Consider the following 18601-nt stretch of genomic DNA (forward strand, 5'->3'; position numbering starts at 1 on the left):
GCTTAGCCTCCATTGTTTTTATTTGTAAGTGTACTGGAGGGCTCCATGGCTGTAGCTGCCAATAAACGTTCTGTGATGACTCTTTTCTCAAGTGCATCAGATTTGTATAGCCATCAGGTTCGCATTGTACTAGCTGAAAAAGGCGTAAGTGTTGAAGTTGAGCTTGTTGACGAAGCAAACCTTCCTGCTGAGCTTGTTGAGCTAAACCCATATAAATCAGTGCCAACTCTTGTTGACCGTGAGCTAGCTCTTTACGATTCAAAAATCATCATGGAGTACTTGGACGAGCGTTTCCCTCATCCACCTCTAATGCCGGTTTACCCTGTTGCTCGTGGCAACAGCCGCTTGATGATGTACCGTATCGAACGCAACTGGTATTCACTCGCTGAAAAAGTGATGAAAGGTAATGCGGAAGAATCAGAAAAAGCACGCACAAAGCTGCGTAATGATCTTCTGACGTTAGCGCCAATTTTTGCTGAATATGAGTACTTCATGAGCGAAGAATTCAGCTTGATCGATTGTTACCTAGCTCCACTATTGTGGCGTTTGCCTCAACTTGGTATCGATCTTGTTGGCCCTGGTTCAAAAGAAATCAAGGTATACATGAACCGCGTATTTGAACGTGATTCGTTCCTTGCTTCTTTGACTGAAGCTGAACGTGAAATGCGCCTAGTTCGCTAAGCGATTTAAAACACGTTATGGATATTGCAAAAATGACTGCTCGCCGCCCGTATATGCTTCGCGCATTTTACGACTGGTTAGTAGACAATGACTTGACTCCTCACTTGGTTGTGGATGCAACAATGCCAGGGGTGCGTGTCCCGGTTGAATTTATTCAAGATGGTCAAATTATTTTGAATATTGCGCCACGTGCAGTGGGTAATCTTGAGTTAGGTAATGATGCGATTACCTTCCATGCTCGCTTTAGCGGTCGTCCGCACTCAGTGATCGTGCCTGTGTATGCTGTTCAAGCTATTTATGCACGTGAGAATGGTGCTGGTACTATGTTTGAACCAGAAGAAGCGTACACTCACATCGAAGAAGAAGCGATGACCGAGGAAGAATCATCCCCATCGTTCACAACGGTTAGCGATGAGCCTTCTGAGTTAGTTTCTGATTCAGATGCCGAAGAGGACGACGCTCCTCGACCAAAAGGCAAACCAAGCTTAAGAGTGATTAAATAATAAAAAAGCAGCGTTACGCTGCTTTTTTCTTTTTAACTTGTTGAAGATGATTTCAAGCCAGACTTTGGAAATTACTCACTAATCGTAAAGACTTCGACGTTCTCTTCATTTTCTGTGCTTGCCTCACTTTCTATTGTTTGTACACCGTCACTCGGTAAGTCCACTTCAACAGGCTCCATTTCGCCGTATTGGAACCCTTTAATGACTTGTTTTACGCCTGAGATATTACGTGCGATTTCTGTCGCTCGATCGCCTTGCTCTGGCGTGACATAACCAAACAGAAAAACGTCGCCATCTTCGGTGATCACTTTAACCTTAACACCATTAAGCTCAGAATCAGTAAGCAAAGCTGACTTTACTTTGGTTGTGATCCAGCTGTCATTGCTAATCTGGGTAACAGTGAGTGGCTCTTTTTGTTTGATTTGATTGTGTATGACTTTTACACCACTAACTTCTCGAGCCCTTCGCTCTAAAGCAAGGATAAGGTCTTGTGTCGGAGCTTGTCCCATAAGGACTACAGTCCCATTATATGAACTGGCAACGACACGAACTTCACCTTTAAACGGTGCTTTATTGCCGATCGCCGCAACTTCGAATTCGATGTTATTGTCCTGCCAGATTTGTTTTGTCGTGCGTGTGTCCGTGACAATATTCGCTGTGGTTGCTGCACCTGCGATAAACAAACCTGCGCAACCACTTAAACTCAATGCTGTTAATAAGATAACAAGGCTACGTATCATAATTCTGACTCTCAGTCTTGGTTACTCTTCGTGAGCAGGGAAAAGCACTTGGTCAATAAGATCACAAAGGCAATGGAGTGTTACCATATGTACTTCGTGAATACGTGCAGTGCGGTGTGATGGAATACGAATTTCGACGTCGTTCTCACCGAGCAGTCCTGCCATCTCTCCGCCATCTTTTCCTGTTAGCGCGATAATCGTCATGTCTCGAGTTACGGCTGCTTCCATCGCTTTGATAATATTTTTACTGTTACCGCTAGTCGACATGGCAAGCAAAATGTCGCCTGGTTGACCAAACGCTCGTACCTGTTTTGAGAAGATTTCCTGGTAGTGGTAATCGTTGGCCACTGCGGTTAGGGTGGTATTATCGGCGGTTAAGGCCATTGCTGGTAGGCTAGGGCGCTCAGTTTCAAAACGGTTTAAAAGACAAGAAACAAATTGTTGAGCGTTTGAAGCACTGCCGCCATTACCACAACATAAAATTTTATTGCCATTAAGCAGGCTCGACACCATCGCTTGAGCTGCATGAGTAATGGCATCAGGCAGCGCCTCTGCTGCTGCGATTTGAATTTGAATACTTTCTGTAAAGCTGTCTTTAATGCTGTCTAGCATCGCTTATCCTTCAGAGATTGCGTTTTCTATCCAGTTGATATCTCGCCCATTATCATGAATGGCGATGACATCAAATCGATAATCGATATTGTGTTTTAAGCGCTTTTGTTGGCTAAGCCAAACTTGTGCTGTTTTGACTAGCTTGCGCATTTTAGCGTGCGTCACCATTTCTGCTGCCGAGCCAAAGTGATTGTTCTTACGGTATTTGACTTCAACAAACACAATAGTTTCACCTTGTTGGAAGATTAAATCAATCTCACCGACCTTAGTCAGAAAATTTTGTTCAATAAAGTTTAAGCCCTGGCGTTGTAAATACTGCTTCGCCAGAGCTTCATATTGATTTCCGATTTGGCGCTTGCTAAAGAGCCCCACGCTCAGCCCAGCTTAGCTCACGCTGTACAACACAATTATTGTCGATACTTAAAATACCGGTTTGGCCGCCAACTGAGTAGCCCGGAACGACCTTCATTTGTGGCAGCTCCCCAATCAATTTATACGCATCCATACCCAGTGCTTTCAAACGTTTTTCCATGTTAGATTGCTCTGACCACAGCTCGTTCATTTCAGCGGTCACGCTAGGGTCTGGGTCAATCAGTAATGGAATATCGCTGTAGATGATGCCTGTTAGATCTTCGTAAGTCGCGCCGCCACTGTTGCTACGCGAGCTAGAGAAAATTTGTGGCGCTTTGGCGTCTGGGTTAATCGCTACCTCAATAAACGGCTTGATCAAAGTCAGTTCCGTGCTTCTAGCAACAATATAAACCGCATCGACATCACGACGGCTACGTGGCTGTGTTTCAAGCTTGATACGCATTAATGATTGCATCTGAGCAATACGTTGTTTGCTTTCTTGCAGACCAAATACTTCATTGATGTCTTTTTGAAGTTGGCGCTTGTCGCCAAAATAACTTGCTGCGACTTTATTAGAGCTGTACTTGCGCCATTCTTTGTTGAACGCTTCAGTTACGCGCTCACCAAAGCTGCCCTTTGGTGCCAGAATCAGAGGGAAGTTATAGCCTTCGCTGAACAAGTGTTTCGCTGCCTGTGCGGCTTCTTGTTCTGGTGATAATGCCAAGTAGCAAATATTGCTATCTGGTTGCACATCTTCGGGAATATTTAGCGCAAGGGCTGGAATCGTAGGACCATTTTCTGAGCCATCCATGGTTGTGTGCAATAGCTCAACGTTTTCTTTTTCTAGGGGACCAACAACAAAGTCGATGTTTTCATTGATCAAACGTTGTTTAATTTGGTCGGCGTTATACGCATTAGTGTCGATTACCGTGAGGGTAGCGCTTGGATCACGGTTACGATCATTCATCATCGCAAACACAAAACCATCACGAATTAATTGCGCTTGTGGCGAGAACTTACCAGTAAGCGGCAGTAACAAAGCGGTGTTGTTTGGTTTAACAATGTCTAGAGAGAGAATGTTTTGAATCTCTTCTGGTGTGTAGATAGCGGCTGGGTGCGATGGGTTCTCGTTTAACCAGCGTTCTAGGGTATTTTTTAGTTGGGATAAGTTGCCCGACAGCGTTTTCGCATAAATAGCGAGTTGTAGCCAACCATCCAAAACATCTTCATTTGGCTCTGTTTCTAATGAGGTCAGTTCGTACTCGGAGTAGCTGCCAAAGTTCATCCAAATACGGCTAGAAATCTCTCTCTGCTCCGCGGACGATGCATATTGGCCAAATGCAACCAGTTGGCGGTTTGCCTCAAACGCTTGGTTAAGACCTTGATAAGCGTCGGCACGCATCAAGTAATAGTCTTTCCATTGCTCATTTGGCAACTTCCACCAAGGTTTAAAATTCAACAATTGCAGCAACTGAGAGTAATTACCCTGTTTTTGCTGTATGGTCGCACGCGCTAGTTGCCACTCTGCTTGCTGAACTTCGGTTAACTGTTGACGAGCCAGGCGCTTGATCAACATTTCTGCTTGATCAAACTGGTTTGCTTGAATCGCGGCTTTGGTTGCCATGATCAACCAGTCATTTTGTAAACTGCCTTCCGTGCTATCAGCTTGGATCATATAGTTCTGAACAGACTGAGTAGGCTCAAGTGTTACATCAACGCCATCAGGCTGTCTTGGACCTGAAGAACAGGCGGCGAGCGTAATTGCTAGTGCAACAGGAGTAAGTATGCGTGGTACACTGAGTCTCTTATGGTTAATCATTGCCGTGAGTTCTCTATAATTTTGTACAAAATTGTCTCTATATTAATCGTTGAAGTGATGGTAAACAAATGACAGATAAAAATAAGTTGCCGAATGAGGGGCCAACTCTCTATATCGTACCGACTCCAATCGGAAATTTAGCGGATATCACCCAACGTGCTATCGAAATTCTGTCGACTGTGGACATCATTGCCGCTGAGGATACTCGACATACGGGCAAATTACTGTCTCACTTCAATATTCAAACCAAAACTTTTGCTCTACATGACCACAATGAGCAGCAAAAAGCACAAGTTTTGGTAGAAAAGCTGCTTTCCGGTCAGTCTATCGCATTAGTTTCTGACGCTGGTACGCCACTTATCAGCGACCCAGGATACCATTTGGTGACAAAATGTCGTCAAGCGGGCGTTAGAGTTGTGCCTCTTCCAGGTGCCTGTGCGGTCATTACGGCGTTAAGTGCCTCTGGCTTGCCATCTGATCGCTTTAGCTTCGAAGGTTTTTTACCACCGAAAAGCAAAGGTCGTAAGGATAAATTCCTAGAGATTGCTTCGGTAGAGCGTACGTGTATTTTTTACGAGTCACCGCACCGTATTTTAGACTCTCTACAAGACATGTTAGACGTTCTTGGCCCAGATAGAGAAGTTGTGTTGGCAAGAGAGCTAACAAAAACCTTTGAAACCATTCAAGGCATGCCGTTAGGTGAGCTGATTGAATGGGTGAAAAGTGACGATAACCAACAGCGTGGTGAAATGGTATTGTTGGTACATGGCCATCGTGAAACAACAGACGACTCACTACCTGAAGATGCTTTACGCACGTTAGGGATTTTGACCAAAGAGCTGCCTTTGAAAAAAGCAGCTGCTTTGGTGGCAGAAATACATAACTTGAAGAAGAATGCGCTATATAAATGGGGCTTAGAAAACTTAGACTAAGTGCCGCTAGCGAGATAAATGGTCAATGAGGGCTGATGTTTAGGCATCGGCCTTTTTATTATCTATTTTTGGCACGTTGACTAAAAAGTCATCACTTAGTGCATTCATTTCATCATATCTGTGATCTAACTAGACTCTGAAGTGAGAACTCTATACAATCCGCCCTCGGAGCTGACTGGGTAGTCGCTGCTTTGTTGATGTCCTTCGGGAGACTGACGTCGAAGTCCCTTTGGGAGACTGACGTTGACGTCCTTCGGGAGACTGACAAAGGGGAGGAAAGTCCGGGCTTCATAGAGCAAGGTGCCAGGTAACGCCTGGGAGGCGCAAGCCTACGACAAGTGCAGCAGAGAGAAGACCGCCGATGGCCCGTAAGGGTACAGGTAAGGGTGAAAGGGTGCGGTAAGAGCGCACCGGACGACTAGCAATAGTTCGTAGCAGGGTAAACTCCACCTGAAGCAAGACCAAATAGGCCTCCACATTGCGTTGCTCGCGTAAGGAGGCGGGTAGGTTGCTCGAGCCAGTGAGTGATTGCTGGCCTAGACGAATGGCTACCGCCGCGCAAGCGGAACAGAACCCGGCTTATGTGTCGGCTCCACCTATTCGAGACCCATCTCTACTTCGGTAGTGATGGGTTTTTTGCATTTAATTGACGCAAACTATGTCATTACCAATAAACTTGGCGTAAATCACGTCTAACTTTAGACTTGTGGTGGCGATGATGTAGGAAATCAGTACACTAAAGAATCGCTTCAAGATCATTCAACGAGAAAGCTATGACCGAAACCTTCCAACATATTTCCGTGTTATTAAATGAATCCATTGATGGCTTAGCTATCAAACCAGACGGCGTCTATATTGATGGAACATTTGGCCGTGGCGGTCACAGCCGGACAATTCTATCTAAACTCGGTGAAAATGGCCGACTGTACAGTATCGACCGTGACCCTCAAGCGATCGCTGAGGCAGGCAAAATCAATGACCCTCGCTTCACCATTATTCATGGTCCATTTTCTGGTATTGCTGAGTATGCTGAAGAGTATGGGCTAGTTGGAAAAGTGGATGGTGTTCTTCTGGATTTAGGCGTTTCTTCTCCTCAGTTAGACGACGCAGAGCGTGGCTTTAGCTTTATGAAAGATGGTCCGCTAGATATGCGTATGGACCCGACATCAGGTATTCCAGTATCTCAATGGTTGATGGAAGCAGACCTCGATGATATCACTTGGGTCATTCGCGAGTTCGGGGAAGATAAACATGCGCGCCGTATTGCAAAAGCGATTGTTGCCTACCGTGAAGATGAAGAAAATGAGCCAATGGTTCGCACTGGTCAGCTGGCAAAATTGATTTCAGATGCCGCACCGAAAAGTTTTAAAGAGAAAAAACACCCTGCGACTCGTGCTTTCCAGGCTTTTCGTATTTACATCAACAGTGAGTTAGAAGAAATTGATACGGCACTTAAAGGCGCGGCGAGCATTCTTGCTCCTGAAGGCCGTTTATCTGTGATTAGCTTCCACTCTCTGGAAGACCGTATGGTCAAACGTTTTATCCGTAAAGAGAGCAAAGGGCCTGAAGTGCCACACGGTATTCCAATGACGGAAGAGCAAATTCGTGCTCTTGGTAGTGCGAATATGAAAGCGGTGAGCAAAGCGATTAAACCAAGCAAACAAGAAATTGAAATGAACCCTCGTTCGCGCAGCTCTGTGTTAAGAATTGCAGAAAAGCTTTAATTATTATGACGAAATCCACTCCTAATCTTGCTAAGTTGATTGCAACGGATCTCCTCACTGTTGGTCGCTGGCCATTACTGTTGTTGCTATTGATCGTGGCATCGGCAATGGGAGTGGTATTTGCTACCCACCATGCGCGTCAAGCGATCACCGAGAAAGACCATACGTTGGTTGAACGAGAACGATTAGATAGCGAATGGCGTAACTTAATGTTGGAAGAAACTGCCCTCGCGGAACACAGTCGTGTTCAAGACCTTGCCAAAAAAGAACTTGAAATGAAACGACCTGATGGCGATAAAGAAGTGGTTGTCACGCTCAAATGATTAGAAAAAAATCCAACACGAAACAAGCCAATAAGCGTAAACCTGTAGCAAAAGAGAAAGCGGCTACGGGGGATAAGAAAACCGATAACAAAGCAGTGAAAGTGGCGGTCGAAGAATCTTTCTTGATTCGTTGGCGCTTCCATCTATTACTGTTTTTTGTTTTTTGTGCATTTGCCCTTTTGGTGGCACGCGTAGCCTACATCCAAATCATTGAGCCAGATAACCTGATTAAACAAGGTGACCTACGTTCGGTTCGTGTTAAATCCATTCCTTCTGCTCGCGGTATTATTTCGGATCGAAATGGTGAGCCGCTTGCTGTCAGTGTACCGGTTGAGGCGGTTTGGGCAGATCCTGCCACTATATTTAAAGAAAACGCGTTAAGCCAGACCAAAAGTTGGCATGCATTAGCGGATGTTCTTGGTATTGACCGACAAGGGTTAATAGACAAAATTAAGCGCAATGAAAAACGTCGCTTTATCTACTTGCAGCGCCAGGTCAGTCCGGCCATGGCGAACTATATTCGTGAGCTAAAGCTGCCAGGTGTTGGCCTTAAGTCGGAATCTCGTCGTTATTATCCTGCAGGTGAGGTTAGTGCTCACTTAGTCGGTGTAACAGGCATTGACGGGCATGGCCTAGAAGGTGTGGAGCGTAGCTACGATGAGTGGCTCACTGGCGCGGCGGGTAAGAAAACTATTCGTAAAGACCGTTATGGTCGTGTTGTGGAAAACATTGCTTGGCAAGACAAGCAAGAAGGTAAATCACTTCAGTTAACCATCGATCAGCGCCTACAGGCGATTGCGTATCGTGCGATTAAGCAAGCCGTTGCGGACCACCGCGCCACTTCAGGTTCCGTTGTCATGTTGGATGTAAAAACGGGCGCCGTATTGGCCATGGTTAATGCTCCTTCTTACAACCCTAATAATCGTAGCGATTGGCAAAGCTATCAAATGCGTAACCGAGTGATCACGGACTCAATGGAGCCCGGTTCGACCATTAAGCCTTTCGTTATTTTAGCCGCCTTAGAAAATGGGATAGCCGATAAAGATACCATCGTAGATACCGGTAATGGTGTCCTACGTTTAGGTGGTAGTCGAGTCAGAGATGTCTCTCGCGTAGGCAAAGCGAGCTTGACCACGATCCTTAAAAAGTCGAGTAATATCGGTGTGACGAAGCTAGCAATGCAAATGCCGGTAGAGGCGCTTCTTGGGCTGTACAGTTCAGTGGGTTTTGGTGAGCTTTCTGGCCTAAACCTAGTTGGGGAAGTGACGGGTATTTTTCCTACACGAACTCGTTGGTCGCCAATTGAGCGCGCCACGATTGCGTTTGGTTATGGTCTATCAATTACACCAATCCAGCTAGCCCATGCTTATGCGACGCTTGGAAACCTTGGCAAATACGAGCCTATTCATATTATCGAAAGCAATGATCATGACATGTCACGTCAAGTGGTGAGTGCGAAGTATGCGCGTCAAGTATTAGACATGTTGGAAACCGTAACTCAAAAAGGGGGCTCGGCTCGCAGAGCGGCAGTTCCTGGTTATCGAGTGGGAGCGAAAACGGGTACATCACGTAAAGCTTCTGCCGGTGGGTACAGCGACGAGTACATCACCTACACGGCTGGGCTTGCTCCGGTTAGCGATCCGCGAATTGCTTTAGTAGTGATCGTAAACGAGCCTCAAGGCGATGACTACTATGGTGGTTCGGTAGCGTCTCCTGTCTTCTCTGAAATCATGAAAGGCGCGCTACAAATACTCAATGTTGCACCTGACGAAAACAAATTCCAACAGTAAGCCCTGTGGTTTACTGAGCAAACAAAATTAAGAAAACCTGAGCCAAAGCTCGGAGAACAAATATGACTAAAGCCATCAGTATGGACGTGCTGCTTTCCCCTTGGGTGGATTGCCCTAGCTTATCGTCCGTTCTTGTTTCTGAATTGGAGCTCGACAGCCGAAGAGTTCAACCTGGAACCACGTTTGTAGCAGTGATTGGCCATGCTGTGGATGGGCGTAAATTCATTGCCTCTGCAATTGAGCAAGGTGCAAATGCAGCCCTGGCGCAAGCCTGCGATGTCAAAACACATGGTACGGTGGAAATCATTGATGATGTTCCCGTCATTTACATCGATAGGTTGGACCAACGTTTATCCGCAATTGCTGGAAAGCTCTATGCTTACCCTAATATGGATTTGATTGGTGTCACCGGCACCAACGGCAAAACCACCATTACCCAGTTAATAGCGCAGTGGCTAGAACTGCTTGACCATAAAGCGGCGGTAATGGGAACAACAGGAAATGGCTTCCTCAATAACTTGCAACAAGCTGCGAATACAACGGGGAATGCCGTTGAAATTCAGAAAACGCTCTCCTCTCTCGCAAATCAACACGCCACATGCACCGCGCTAGAAGTATCTTCTCATGGCCTGACGCAAGGTCGTGTCAAAGCATTATCATTTGCGGCGGGCGTGTTTACTAACTTAAGTCGTGACCACTTAGATTATCATGGCACGATGGAAGCGTATGCCAATGCAAAGCTTGGGTTGTTCACGCAACACCAATGTGAACGTGCCATTATCAATGTTGATGATGAAGTAGGTCATCAATGGGCGTCGCAGTTAAGTAATGCGATCGCTGTTTCGCTCAAGCCGAACACTGAATTTGAAAGCGCAATTTGGGCGACGGAAGTCAGTTACGCGGAGTCAGGGATTACTATTAAGTTCGATGGTAAATTTGGCTCAGGTGAATTGCACGCGCCATTGATTGGTGAGTTTAATGCAACCAACTTAATGCTCGCTTTTGCGACCTTATTAAGCTTAGGTAAAGAGAAACAAGCGTTACTCGAAACCGCAGGTCAACTGCAACCTGTACTCGGCCGAATGGAGTTATTCCAAACTGAGGATCGTGCCAAAGTCGTGGTCGATTATGCTCATACTCCTGATGCTTTAGAAAAAGCGCTGCAAGCTTTACGAGTTCATTGTGAAGGCCAGCTGTGGGCTATTTTTGGCTGCGGTGGCGATCGCGATGCAGGTAAGCGCCCGATGATGGCGGAAATTGCAGAGCGACTAGGTGATAGAGTGGTGTTGACTGACGATAACCCACGCAGCGAAGATCCGGTTCAGATTGTGAAAGACATGTTAGCTGGGCTGTCAAAACCTGCTGAAGCGATTGTTCAGCATGACCGCTTCAAAGCACTGTCTTATGCCATTGAAAATGCTTCGCCAAACGACATTATCTTGTTAGCAGGGAAGGGCCATGAAGATTATCAGATTCGTAATGGCGAAACGATTCATTACTCCGACCGCGAGTCCGCAATGCAACTTTTAGGATTGACCTCATGATCAAAGTAACGTTATCTCAAATTGCAGACATCACTCGTGGTGAGCGATTCGGCGACGATCTACTTATCGACGCGGTTTCTACTGATACACGAACGATTGATCGTGGTGCTCTATTTGTGGCGTTAGTAGGGGAGCGCTTTGATGCGCACAACTTTTGCCAACAAGCGGTAGATGCAGGTGCCGGTGCTTTACTCGTAGAAAAACGCTTAGATGTGAATGTGCCGCAAATTGTGGTGTCGGATACCAAACTTGCATTGGGTGAGTTTGCTTCTTGGGTGCATCAAGCATGCAAAACACCTACCGTTACCATCACCGGAAGTTGCGGTAAAACGACCGTAAAAGAAATGGTTGCGAGTATCCTGCAATTGAAAGGCAAAGTGTTATTCACGGCGGGTAACTTCAATAATGATATTGGTGTTCCGTTGACATTATTGCGCTCACAGCAGGATGATGATTATGCCGTGATTGAGCTTGGTGCTAACCATATAGGTGAAATTGCTTACACGACTCAGTTAGTAAAACCAGATATCGCGTTAGTGAATAATGTAGCAGCCGCTCACCTTGAAGGCTTTGGTTCTATCGATGGCGTGAAACAAGCCAAAGGTGAAATCTACCAAGGCCTTTCAGCTGGTGGTATTGCGATTGTTAACCTAGACAGCAATGGTGAAGCCAAGTGGGATGAAGTGTTAGCAGATAAGAAAGTCATTACTTTTTCACAAAGTAATACTGATGCAGACTTCTTCGCTTCTAACATCGTATTGAACGCCGCAGGTGAAGCAAGCTTTGACTTACATATCGCAGCAAGCTTACAAGAAATTGAACTGTCTCTGGGTATTATAGGTCAACACAACGTTGCGAATGCGATCGCTGCTTCTATTATTGCGTTACAAATGGGAGCCACATTAGAAGAGGTTCGTGCTGGCCTTAAACATTTGAACAAAGTGAAAGGTCGCGTCGAGGTTGAAGCGCTGAGCGAAAAGATAAAATTGATTGACGACAGCTACAACGCGAGCGTGCCAGCCATGAAAGCGGCAGTTGATTTATTGGCCGCTTTCCCAGGTCAACGCTGGCTGATTTTAGGTAATATGGCGGAATTGGGCGAGGAAAGTCTTGCACTTCATCGTCAAGTCGGGGAACATGCTGCCCCACAAAAATTTGAACATGTTCTCACATATGGTGCAGACGCCAAGGTGATCAGTGATCTTTGCCAAGGCATTCATTTTGAGACGCACCAAGAGATGATTGAATACATCAAGCAGCATCTAGACCAAGCCGTTCCTGAAAACCATACGATATTGGTGAAAGGAGCGAACGGTGCACGTATGTTTGAAGTCGCTGCTGCTTTGAAGGAGTATTATTAATGATTATTTGGCTTGCCGAGCTGCTACAGCCATACCTGTCTTTTTTCCGATTGTTTGAATACTTGTCTTTTCGAGCAATCCTAAGCGTATTAACCGCTCTAGGTCTGTCATTATGGATGGGACCAATCATGATCAAGCGTTTGCAAATGCTGCAAATTGGTCAGGTAGTGCGTAACGAAGGTCCTGAATCTCACTTTAGTAAGCGTGGTACCCCAACAATGGGCGGTATCATGATCTTAGCGGCCATCTCAATCACGATTTTGCTATGGACAGACTTATCTAACCCTTACGTATGGGCGGTACTGACAGTCTTACTTGGCTACGGTGCGGTCGGATTTGTTGATGATTATCGTAAAGTGGTACGCAAAAATACCGATGGCTTGATCGCGCGTTGGAAGTACTTCTGGCAGTCGTTGATCGCGTTTGTCGTCGCTTTCGCATTGTATGCTTACGGTAAAGACACAGCAGCAACTCAGCTAGTGGTGCCATTCTTTAAAGACATCATGCCGCAGCTTGGTTTGATGTATATCATTCTGACTTACTTTGTCATTGTAGGTACAAGTAACGCGGTCAACCTGACTGATGGTCTAGACGGTTTGGCAATCATGCCAACGGTTCTTGTTGCAGCAGGCTTCGCGGTTATTGCATGGGCGACCGGTAACGTTAACTTCTCTGAATACCTTCATATACCATACTTACCACATGCTTCTGAGTTAGTTGTCGTATGTACAGCAATCGTAGGCGCAGGCCTTGGTTTCTTGTGGTTTAACACGTACCCAGCACAAGTGTTCATGGGCGATGTGGGCTCACTAGCGCTTGGCGGTGCATTGGGCACCATTGCTGTTCTAGTTCGTCAAGAGTTGGTGTTGGTGATCATGGGTGGCGTATTTGTAATGGAAACGCTATCAGTCATCCTGCAGGTAGGTTCTTACAAATTACGTGGTCAGCGCATTTTCCGTATGGCACCAATTCACCACCACTACGAATTGAAAGGTTGGCCAGAACCTCGCGTAATCGTGCGCTTCTGGATTATTTCTATGGTTCTTGTTCTGATTGGTCTTGCGACATTGAAAGTGCGTTAATCGCGCTTTCCAAGAACAAGATTTACAGTGTGATCAAATATGGAACGTTGGCAAAACATACATAGTGTTGTCGTCGTAGGGCTCGGTATTACCGGGCTCTCTGTCGTTAAACACCTAAGAAAAAATCAGCCACAACTTGTGGTCAAAGTCATTGATACTCGTGTAAACCCTCCAGGTGCAGAGCGCTTGCCGGAAAGTGTTCAACTGCATAGTGGTGGTTGGAATACAGACTGGCTTTCTGACGCGGATCTTATCGTGACCAACCCTGGTATTGCGCTAGCGACACCAGAGATCCAAGCCGTATTAGCAAAAGGTACGGCCGTAGTAGGTGATATCGAGTTATTCGCTTGGGCGGTGCAGAAACCGGTGATTGCGATTACGGGCTCAAACGGTAAGAGCACAGTAACCGACCTCACAGGTGTGATGGCTGAGGCTGCAGGTTTGGATGTTGGCGTTGGTGGTAACATCGGTGTGCCTGCACTGGATTTGTTAGAACAAGACGCAGACCTATATGTACTCGAACTCTCGAGCTTCCAGTTAGAAACGACGTCAAGCTTAAAGCTCAAAGCCGCTGCGTTTCTGAATCTTTCTGAAGATCATATGGATCGTTATCAAGGCATGTCTGACTATCGACAAGCTAAGTTGCGTATTTTTAACCATGCTGCTCTTGCAGTCGTGAACCGTGATGATCAAGAAACCTTCCCAGACGCAGAGATGCTATTGGTGACATTTGGCAGCGACAATCAGGACTTTGGTCTCGAGGTGGATGGCAACCGTACTTGGCTGCTCGATCACGGTCAACGAGTTGTCGCAAGTGATGAGCTTAAGCTGGTTGGTAAGCACAACTTATCTAACGCTCTGGTTGCTTTAGCGCTATTAAAAGCTGCGGACGTAAACTATCACAACGCATTGAATGCACTTAAAAATTACACGGGACTGACACACCGATGCCAGGTGGTTGCGGATAATCAAGGCGTCAAATGGGTGAATGACTCTAAAGCAACTAATATTGCCAGCACTATGGCTGCGCTATCTGGTTTGGAATCGACAGGCAAGCTCTACTTACTCGTTGGTGGTGTTGGCAAAGGTGCTGACTTCTCGCCATTAAAACCGATCTTCGCGACGCTTAACTTGCAACTGTGTTGCTTTGGCGCTGATGGCGATGAATTTATGCCACTGCATGAATCTGCAATACGTTTCGACACTATGGAAGATGTGATTCAACAAGTATCTTCGCAGTTAAAACCAGGTGATATGGTGATGCTGTCTCCTGCATGTGCTAGCTTTGATCAATTCGACAACTTTATGGCAAGAGGTGATGCTTTCGCTGCTCTTGCTCAGAAATATGCATAATTAAAGGTTACACACTTCGTGGGTTTAGGTAACGTTAAACGCAGTATTGGCAATTGGCTCAAGCATCCAGCCCCAGAGGCGATGTTTGATCGTCAGTTAGTGTGGATTGCACTGGGTTTGATGTTGACTGGTTTGGTCATGGTAACCTCTGCATCATTTCCAATCAGCTCTCGATTAACGGAACAGCCGTTCCACTTTATGTTTCGTCATGCGACGTTTCTCGTGCTGGCGTTAGGGACCTCCGCTGTTATTTTGCAAGTGCCTTTGCAAGAGTGGTTTAAGAAGAGCCATTACTTACTTTGGGCTTCTTTCGCACTGTTGATCATCGTGCTCTTGGCGGGTAAGTCGGTTAATGGTGCGTCTCGTTGGATTCCCCTTGGGCTGTTTAACCTTCAGCCAGCGGAAGTCGCGAAGCTATCGCTGTTTATCTTCATGTCTGGTTACTTAGTTCGAAAGCAAGACGAAGTACGACAAACGTTCTTTGGTGGCTTTATGAAGCCAATCATGGTGTTTGCCTTCTTCGCAGTATTACTACTTGGTCAGCCAGACTTGGGGACGGTCGTCGTGATGCTGGTCACGCTGTTTGGCATGCTTTTTATCGCAGGTGCAAAACTAACCCAGTTTCTCGCCTTGATGGTGGCAGGTATCGGCGCTGTAGTAGGTTTGATTCTCGTCGAGCCATACCGTATGCGACGAGTAACCTCCTTCCTTGACCCGTGGGAAGATCCATTTGGCAGTGGCTATCAGTTGACTCAGTCTTTGATGGCGTTTGGTCGTGGTGAATGGTTCGGACAAGGTCTCGGTAATTCAATTCAAAAACTGGAATATCTACCGGAAGCGCATACCGACTTTGTGTTTGCCGTACTTGCTGAAGAGCTTGGTTTCTTAGGCGTAGTGCTGGTCTTAATGCTGATTTTTAGCTTGGTGCTAAAAGCGGTTTACATCGGCAAGCGTGCATTTGAAGAAGGCGAAATGTTCGGAGGTTATCTGGCTTTCGGAATTGGTATTTGGTTTGCGTTTCAAACCTTGGTTAATGTTGGAGCTGCCGCCGGTATTGTTCCAACTAAAGGTTTAACACTTCCACTCATCAGTTATGGTGGTTCTAGTCTAATAATTATGTCCGTCGCAGTGTCCATACTACTGCGTATCGATTACGAATGCCGCTTGAAACGTGAGCAACAACAATCAGAACAACAAGCTAATGAAACAAAATAAACGTTTGATGGTGATGGCTGGTGGTACTGGCGGTCACGTATTCCCAGGTTTGGCGGTAGCAAAACAGCTTCAAGAGCAAGGTTGGGAGATCCGTTGGTTAGGTACGGCGGATCGAATGGAAGCGGATTTGGTGCCAAAACATGGCATTGAAATCGACTTTATCAAAGTGAAAGGGTTACGAGGTCAAGGCGTTAAACGTCTTCTTGCAGCACCATTTCAAATTATCAATGCCATTATGCAGGCTCGTGCTCACATGAAACGCTGGCAGCCAGACGCAGTGCTTGGTATGGGCGGTTATGTTAGCGGCCCGGGCGGTATTGCCGCTTGGATGAGTGGCATTCCTGTTGTTCTGCATGAACAAAATGCAGTAGCAGGTTTAACGAACCAATGGTTATCGAAAATCGCTAAGAAGGTTTTTCAGGCTTTCCCAGGCGCTTTTCCAAATGCCGAAGTGGTTGGGAACCCAGTTCGTGAAGACGTGACTCAATTAGCAGCGCCAACTGAGCGCATGCAAGAGCGCCAAGGTCCAATTCGCATTTTGGTGATGGGTGGCAGCCAAGGCGCACGTATTCTTAACCAAACTCTGCCAGAAGTGATGTCGAAATTGGGCGAAGATTACTGTATTCGTCATCAAGCGGGTAAAGGTGCCGCCGAAGAAGTGAATGCAGCATACCAAGCTAATGGTGTGGTAAATGCAGAAGTAATGGAATTCATTGATGACGTTGCAGAAGCTTACGCATGGGCTGACCTTTTAGTTTGTCGCTCTGGAGCGTTAACCGTATCTGAAGTCTCGGCGGCAGGTGTAGGCGCTATTTTTGTTCCATTCATGCACAAAGACCGCCAGCAAGCACTTAATGCAGACCACTTGGTGGATTGCGGCGCGGCGAAAATGATTGAACAACCAGATTTAACCGTTGAGTCTCTGACTCTGCAGATCCAACAATTGGATCGCCAAGCTTTACTTACAATGGCTGAGCAAGCGCGTGGCGCTGCAAAATTGAATGCTGACCGAGTTGTCGCACAAGCCATTGTCGCTTTGACCGAAAAGCGTTAACCGAATTATTGAGAATAGAATTGATGACAATCCAACATACACAAGACTTAGCTCAGATTCGCGCAATGGTGCCAGAGATGCGCCGCGTGAAATCCATCCACTTCATCGGTATTGGTGGTGCGGGCATGAGCGGCATTGCAGAAGTGCTGTTGAACGAAGGCTACCAAATCACAGGTTCTGATCTATCAGAGAACGCTGTGACAGAGCGTTTGGTATCAAAAGGTGCGACGGTATTTATTGGTCATCAAGCCAGTAATGTAGAAAAAGCCAGTGTGGTTGTTGTGTCAACGGCGATCAACGAAGAAAACCCAGAAGTGATGGCGGCACGTGAATTACGCATCCCTATTGTACGCCGCGCAGAGATGTTGGCTGAATTGATGCGATTCCGTCACGGTATTGCCGTTGCGGGTACACACGGTAAAACCACGACGACCGCTCTTGTTACTCAAATCTATTCTGAAGCCGGTCTTGATCCAACGTTTGTGAATGGCGGTTTGGTGAAAAGCGCAGGTACAAATGCGCGTCTAGGCTCGAGTCGTATTCTAATTGCAGAGGCAGATGAAAGTGACGCGTCATTCCTGCACTTGCAACCAATGGTGAGCATTGTTACCAATATCGAAGCCGATCATATGGATACCTATGGTGGTGACTTTGAAACCTTAAAGCAAACCTTCATCGATTTCCTTCATAATCTACCGTTTTACGGCCAAGCAATTGTTTGCATTGACGATCCTGTGGTTCGAGAGTTAATCCCACGTATTAGTCGTCAAGTGATAACTTACGGTTTTTCTGAAGATGCCGACGTACGTATTGAAGATTATCGTCAAGAGGGGCAGCAAGGCAAATTTACGGTAGTACGTAAAGGGCGAGCTAACTTAGATATCACGCTGAATATTCCAGGTCGTCACAATGCATTGAATGCGTCTGCTGCGATTGCGGTTGCTACTGAAGATGACATTGAAGACGATGCGATCCTAAAGGCAATGGCTGGTACGCAAGGTACGGGAAGACGTTTCGATCACCTTGGCGAGTTTGATACTGGCAACGGTCATGCAATGCTTGTTGATGATTACGGCCATCATCCAACAGAAGTGGATGTAACCATTAATGCAGCACGCAGTGGTTGGCAAGACAAGCGTTTGGTGATGATTTTCCAACCGCACCGTTATAGCCGTACTCGTGATTTGTACGATGATTTCGCGAATGTGCTTGAACAGGTGGATGTATTGATCATGCTGGATGTTTACGCAGCGGGTGAAAAGCCGATTGCAGGTGCTGATGGGCGCGCTTTATGTCGCACAATTCGCAGCCGAGGCAAGGTAGATCCGATTTTTGTTCCAGAAATCGAGCAATTACCTTCAGTTTTAGCTAACGTTATACAAGACGGCGACCTAATCTTAACGCAAGGTGCGGGTGATATTGGTAAAGTGGCGAAACAGCTGGCAGGTCTTAAATTGAATATAAACAAGATGCTTGGCTGACACATATTGTTGACGCGAAGGACAGATAAAGACTCA

General features: G+C 46.3%; 17 protein-coding genes and 1 other RNA gene. 14 read left to right on the top strand and 4 right to left on the bottom strand.

Translation table 11 applies throughout. The features are described from left to right. Nucleotides 1-45 precede the first annotated feature (45 nt). Together sspA and sspB are read left to right on the top strand one after the other, a co-directional pair. A complete protein-coding gene (gene sspA, locus R7Z41_RS13255) occupies nt 46-681 on the top strand; it encodes a stringent starvation protein SspA (protein WP_005372897.1) in 636 nt (211 codons plus the stop codon). Nucleotides 682-698: 17 nt separating this feature from the next. Beyond that, nucleotides 699-1184, top strand: a complete 486-nt coding sequence (sspB, locus tag R7Z41_RS13260; RefSeq protein ID WP_005387408.1) for a ClpXP protease specificity-enhancing factor — start codon at nt 699-701, stop codon at nt 1182-1184. 71 nt (nt 1185-1255) lie between these two features. Here the strand turns inward: sspB and R7Z41_RS13265 are convergent, their stop codons facing one another. From R7Z41_RS13265 to R7Z41_RS13280, 4 genes are read right to left on the bottom strand one after another with little or no spacing between them, the layout of a single operon-like run. Next, nucleotides 1256-1924: a BON domain-containing protein gene (locus tag R7Z41_RS13265; RefSeq protein WP_025768401.1), complete on the bottom strand. Its 669-nt coding sequence runs from the start codon at nt 1922-1924 to the stop codon at nt 1256-1258. Nucleotides 1925-1945: 21 nt separating this feature from the next. Further along, a complete protein-coding gene (locus tag R7Z41_RS13270; protein ID WP_005372901.1) occupies nt 1946-2536 on the bottom strand; it encodes a phosphoheptose isomerase in 591 nt (196 codons plus the stop codon). Nucleotides 2537-2539: 3 nt separating this feature from the next. Next, a complete protein-coding gene (locus tag R7Z41_RS13275) occupies nt 2540-2908 on the bottom strand; it encodes a YraN family protein (RefSeq protein WP_005372903.1) in 369 nt (122 codons plus the stop codon). Beyond that, a complete protein-coding gene (locus tag R7Z41_RS13280) occupies nt 2895-4706 on the bottom strand; it encodes a penicillin-binding protein activator (RefSeq protein WP_005372905.1) in 1812 nt (603 codons plus the stop codon). Before R7Z41_RS13280 ends, R7Z41_RS13275 begins: the two co-directional genes overlap by 14 nt. 68 nt (nt 4707-4774) lie before the next feature. Here R7Z41_RS13280 and rsmI point away from each other — a divergent pair, with 68 nt between their 5' ends. From rsmI to murC, 12 genes are all read left to right on the top strand, one after another. Beyond that, the gene (rsmI, locus tag R7Z41_RS13285; protein WP_005372907.1) at nt 4775-5638 is read left to right on the top strand and encodes a 16S rRNA (cytidine(1402)-2'-O)-methyltransferase; all 864 of its coding nucleotides are present in this window, start codon (nt 4775-4777) and stop codon (nt 5636-5638) included. Between the two features lie 167 nt (nt 5639-5805). Beyond that, nucleotides 5806-6236: RNase P RNA component class A (rnpB, locus tag R7Z41_RS13290), an RNA gene on the top strand. Between the two features lie 175 nt (nt 6237-6411). Next, complete coding sequence (rsmH, locus tag R7Z41_RS13295) at nt 6412-7362, top strand: 16S rRNA (cytosine(1402)-N(4))-methyltransferase RsmH (RefSeq protein WP_017633610.1); 951 nt, start codon at nt 6412-6414, stop codon at nt 7360-7362. Between the two features lie 5 nt (nt 7363-7367). Further along, on the top strand, nt 7368-7685 hold the full coding sequence (ftsL, locus tag R7Z41_RS13300; protein ID WP_005372920.1) for a cell division protein FtsL: 318 nt from the start codon (nt 7368-7370) through the stop codon (nt 7683-7685). Beyond that, complete coding sequence (locus R7Z41_RS13305; protein ID WP_086046525.1) at nt 7682-9475, top strand: penicillin-binding transpeptidase domain-containing protein; 1794 nt, start codon at nt 7682-7684, stop codon at nt 9473-9475. The genes ftsL and R7Z41_RS13305 overlap by 4 nt, the downstream gene beginning before the upstream one ends. A gap of 62 nt (nt 9476-9537) precedes the next feature. Continuing rightward, complete coding sequence (murE, locus tag R7Z41_RS13310) at nt 9538-11019, top strand: UDP-N-acetylmuramoyl-L-alanyl-D-glutamate--2,6-diaminopimelate ligase (RefSeq protein ID WP_206970476.1); 1482 nt, start codon at nt 9538-9540, stop codon at nt 11017-11019. Then, the gene (locus R7Z41_RS13315; RefSeq protein WP_065274176.1) at nt 11016-12380 is read left to right on the top strand and encodes a UDP-N-acetylmuramoyl-tripeptide--D-alanyl-D-alanine ligase; all 1365 of its coding nucleotides are present in this window, start codon (nt 11016-11018) and stop codon (nt 12378-12380) included. Before murE ends, R7Z41_RS13315 begins: the two co-directional genes overlap by 4 nt. Beyond that, nucleotides 12380-13462 carry a phospho-N-acetylmuramoyl-pentapeptide-transferase gene (gene mraY / locus R7Z41_RS13320; RefSeq protein ID WP_005372931.1) on the top strand — a complete coding sequence of 361 codons (1083 nt, stop codon included), beginning with the start codon at nt 12380-12382 and terminating at the stop codon, nt 13460-13462. Before R7Z41_RS13315 ends, mraY begins: the two co-directional genes overlap by 1 nt. A gap of 39 nt (nt 13463-13501) precedes the next feature. Further along, nucleotides 13502-14815 carry a UDP-N-acetylmuramoyl-L-alanine--D-glutamate ligase gene (murD, locus tag R7Z41_RS13325; protein WP_318136372.1) on the top strand — a complete coding sequence of 438 codons (1314 nt, stop codon included), beginning with the start codon at nt 13502-13504 and terminating at the stop codon, nt 14813-14815. Nucleotides 14816-14833: 18 nt separating this feature from the next. Then, nucleotides 14834-16030, top strand: a complete 1197-nt coding sequence (ftsW, locus tag R7Z41_RS13330) for a cell division protein FtsW (protein WP_065274177.1) — start codon at nt 14834-14836, stop codon at nt 16028-16030. After that, nucleotides 16017-17084 (top strand): undecaprenyldiphospho-muramoylpentapeptide beta-N-acetylglucosaminyltransferase, encoded by a 1068-nt coding sequence (gene murG, locus R7Z41_RS13335; RefSeq protein WP_031781122.1) that lies wholly within the window; start codon nt 16017-16019, stop codon nt 17082-17084. Before ftsW ends, murG begins: the two co-directional genes overlap by 14 nt. A 23-nt stretch (nt 17085-17107) precedes the next feature. Next, the gene (gene murC, locus R7Z41_RS13340) at nt 17108-18565 is read left to right on the top strand and encodes a UDP-N-acetylmuramate--L-alanine ligase (protein WP_005387395.1); all 1458 of its coding nucleotides are present in this window, start codon (nt 17108-17110) and stop codon (nt 18563-18565) included. The last annotated feature ends 36 nt before the right edge of the window (nt 18566-18601 follow it).

The organism is Vibrio sp. 1457 (assembly GCF_033340195.1).
Taxonomy (GTDB): domain Bacteria; phylum Pseudomonadota; class Gammaproteobacteria; order Enterobacterales; family Vibrionaceae; genus Vibrio; species Vibrio alginolyticus.

What these genes read in the sequence shown, in the direction of transcription:
- murG (WP_031781122.1), top strand. Translation starts at nt 16,017, where the DNA reads ATGAAACAAAATAAACGTTTGATGGTGATGGCTGGTGGTACTGGCGGT.
- ftsL (WP_005372920.1), top strand. Translation starts at nt 7,368, where the DNA reads ATGACGAAATCCACTCCTAATCTTGCTAAGTTGATTGCAACGGATCTC.
- mraY (WP_005372931.1), top strand. Translation starts at nt 12,380, where the DNA reads ATGATTATTTGGCTTGCCGAGCTGCTACAGCCATACCTGTCTTTTTTC.
- R7Z41_RS13265 (WP_025768401.1), bottom strand. Translation starts at nt 1,924, where the DNA reads ATGATACGTAGCCTTGTTATCTTATTAACAGCATTGAGTTTAAGTGGT.
- rsmH (WP_017633610.1), top strand. Translation starts at nt 6,412, where the DNA reads ATGACCGAAACCTTCCAACATATTTCCGTGTTATTAAATGAATCCATT.
- R7Z41_RS13280 (WP_005372905.1), bottom strand. Translation starts at nt 4,706, where the DNA reads ATGATTAACCATAAGAGACTCAGTGTACCACGCATACTTACTCCTGTT.
- rsmI (WP_005372907.1), top strand. Translation starts at nt 4,775, where the DNA reads ATGACAGATAAAAATAAGTTGCCGAATGAGGGGCCAACTCTCTATATC.
- murE (WP_206970476.1), top strand. Translation starts at nt 9,538, where the DNA reads ATGACTAAAGCCATCAGTATGGACGTGCTGCTTTCCCCTTGGGTGGAT.
- murD (WP_318136372.1), top strand. Translation starts at nt 13,502, where the DNA reads ATGGAACGTTGGCAAAACATACATAGTGTTGTCGTCGTAGGGCTCGGT.
- R7Z41_RS13270 (WP_005372901.1), bottom strand. Translation starts at nt 2,536, where the DNA reads ATGCTAGACAGCATTAAAGACAGCTTTACAGAAAGTATTCAAATTCAA.
- R7Z41_RS13315 (WP_065274176.1), top strand. Translation starts at nt 11,016, where the DNA reads ATGATCAAAGTAACGTTATCTCAAATTGCAGACATCACTCGTGGTGAG.
- R7Z41_RS13305 (WP_086046525.1), top strand. Translation starts at nt 7,682, where the DNA reads ATGATTAGAAAAAAATCCAACACGAAACAAGCCAATAAGCGTAAACCT.
- sspA (WP_005372897.1), top strand. Translation starts at nt 46, where the DNA reads ATGGCTGTAGCTGCCAATAAACGTTCTGTGATGACTCTTTTCTCAAGT.
- sspB (WP_005387408.1), top strand. Translation starts at nt 699, where the DNA reads ATGGATATTGCAAAAATGACTGCTCGCCGCCCGTATATGCTTCGCGCA.
- murC (WP_005387395.1), top strand. Translation starts at nt 17,108, where the DNA reads ATGACAATCCAACATACACAAGACTTAGCTCAGATTCGCGCAATGGTG.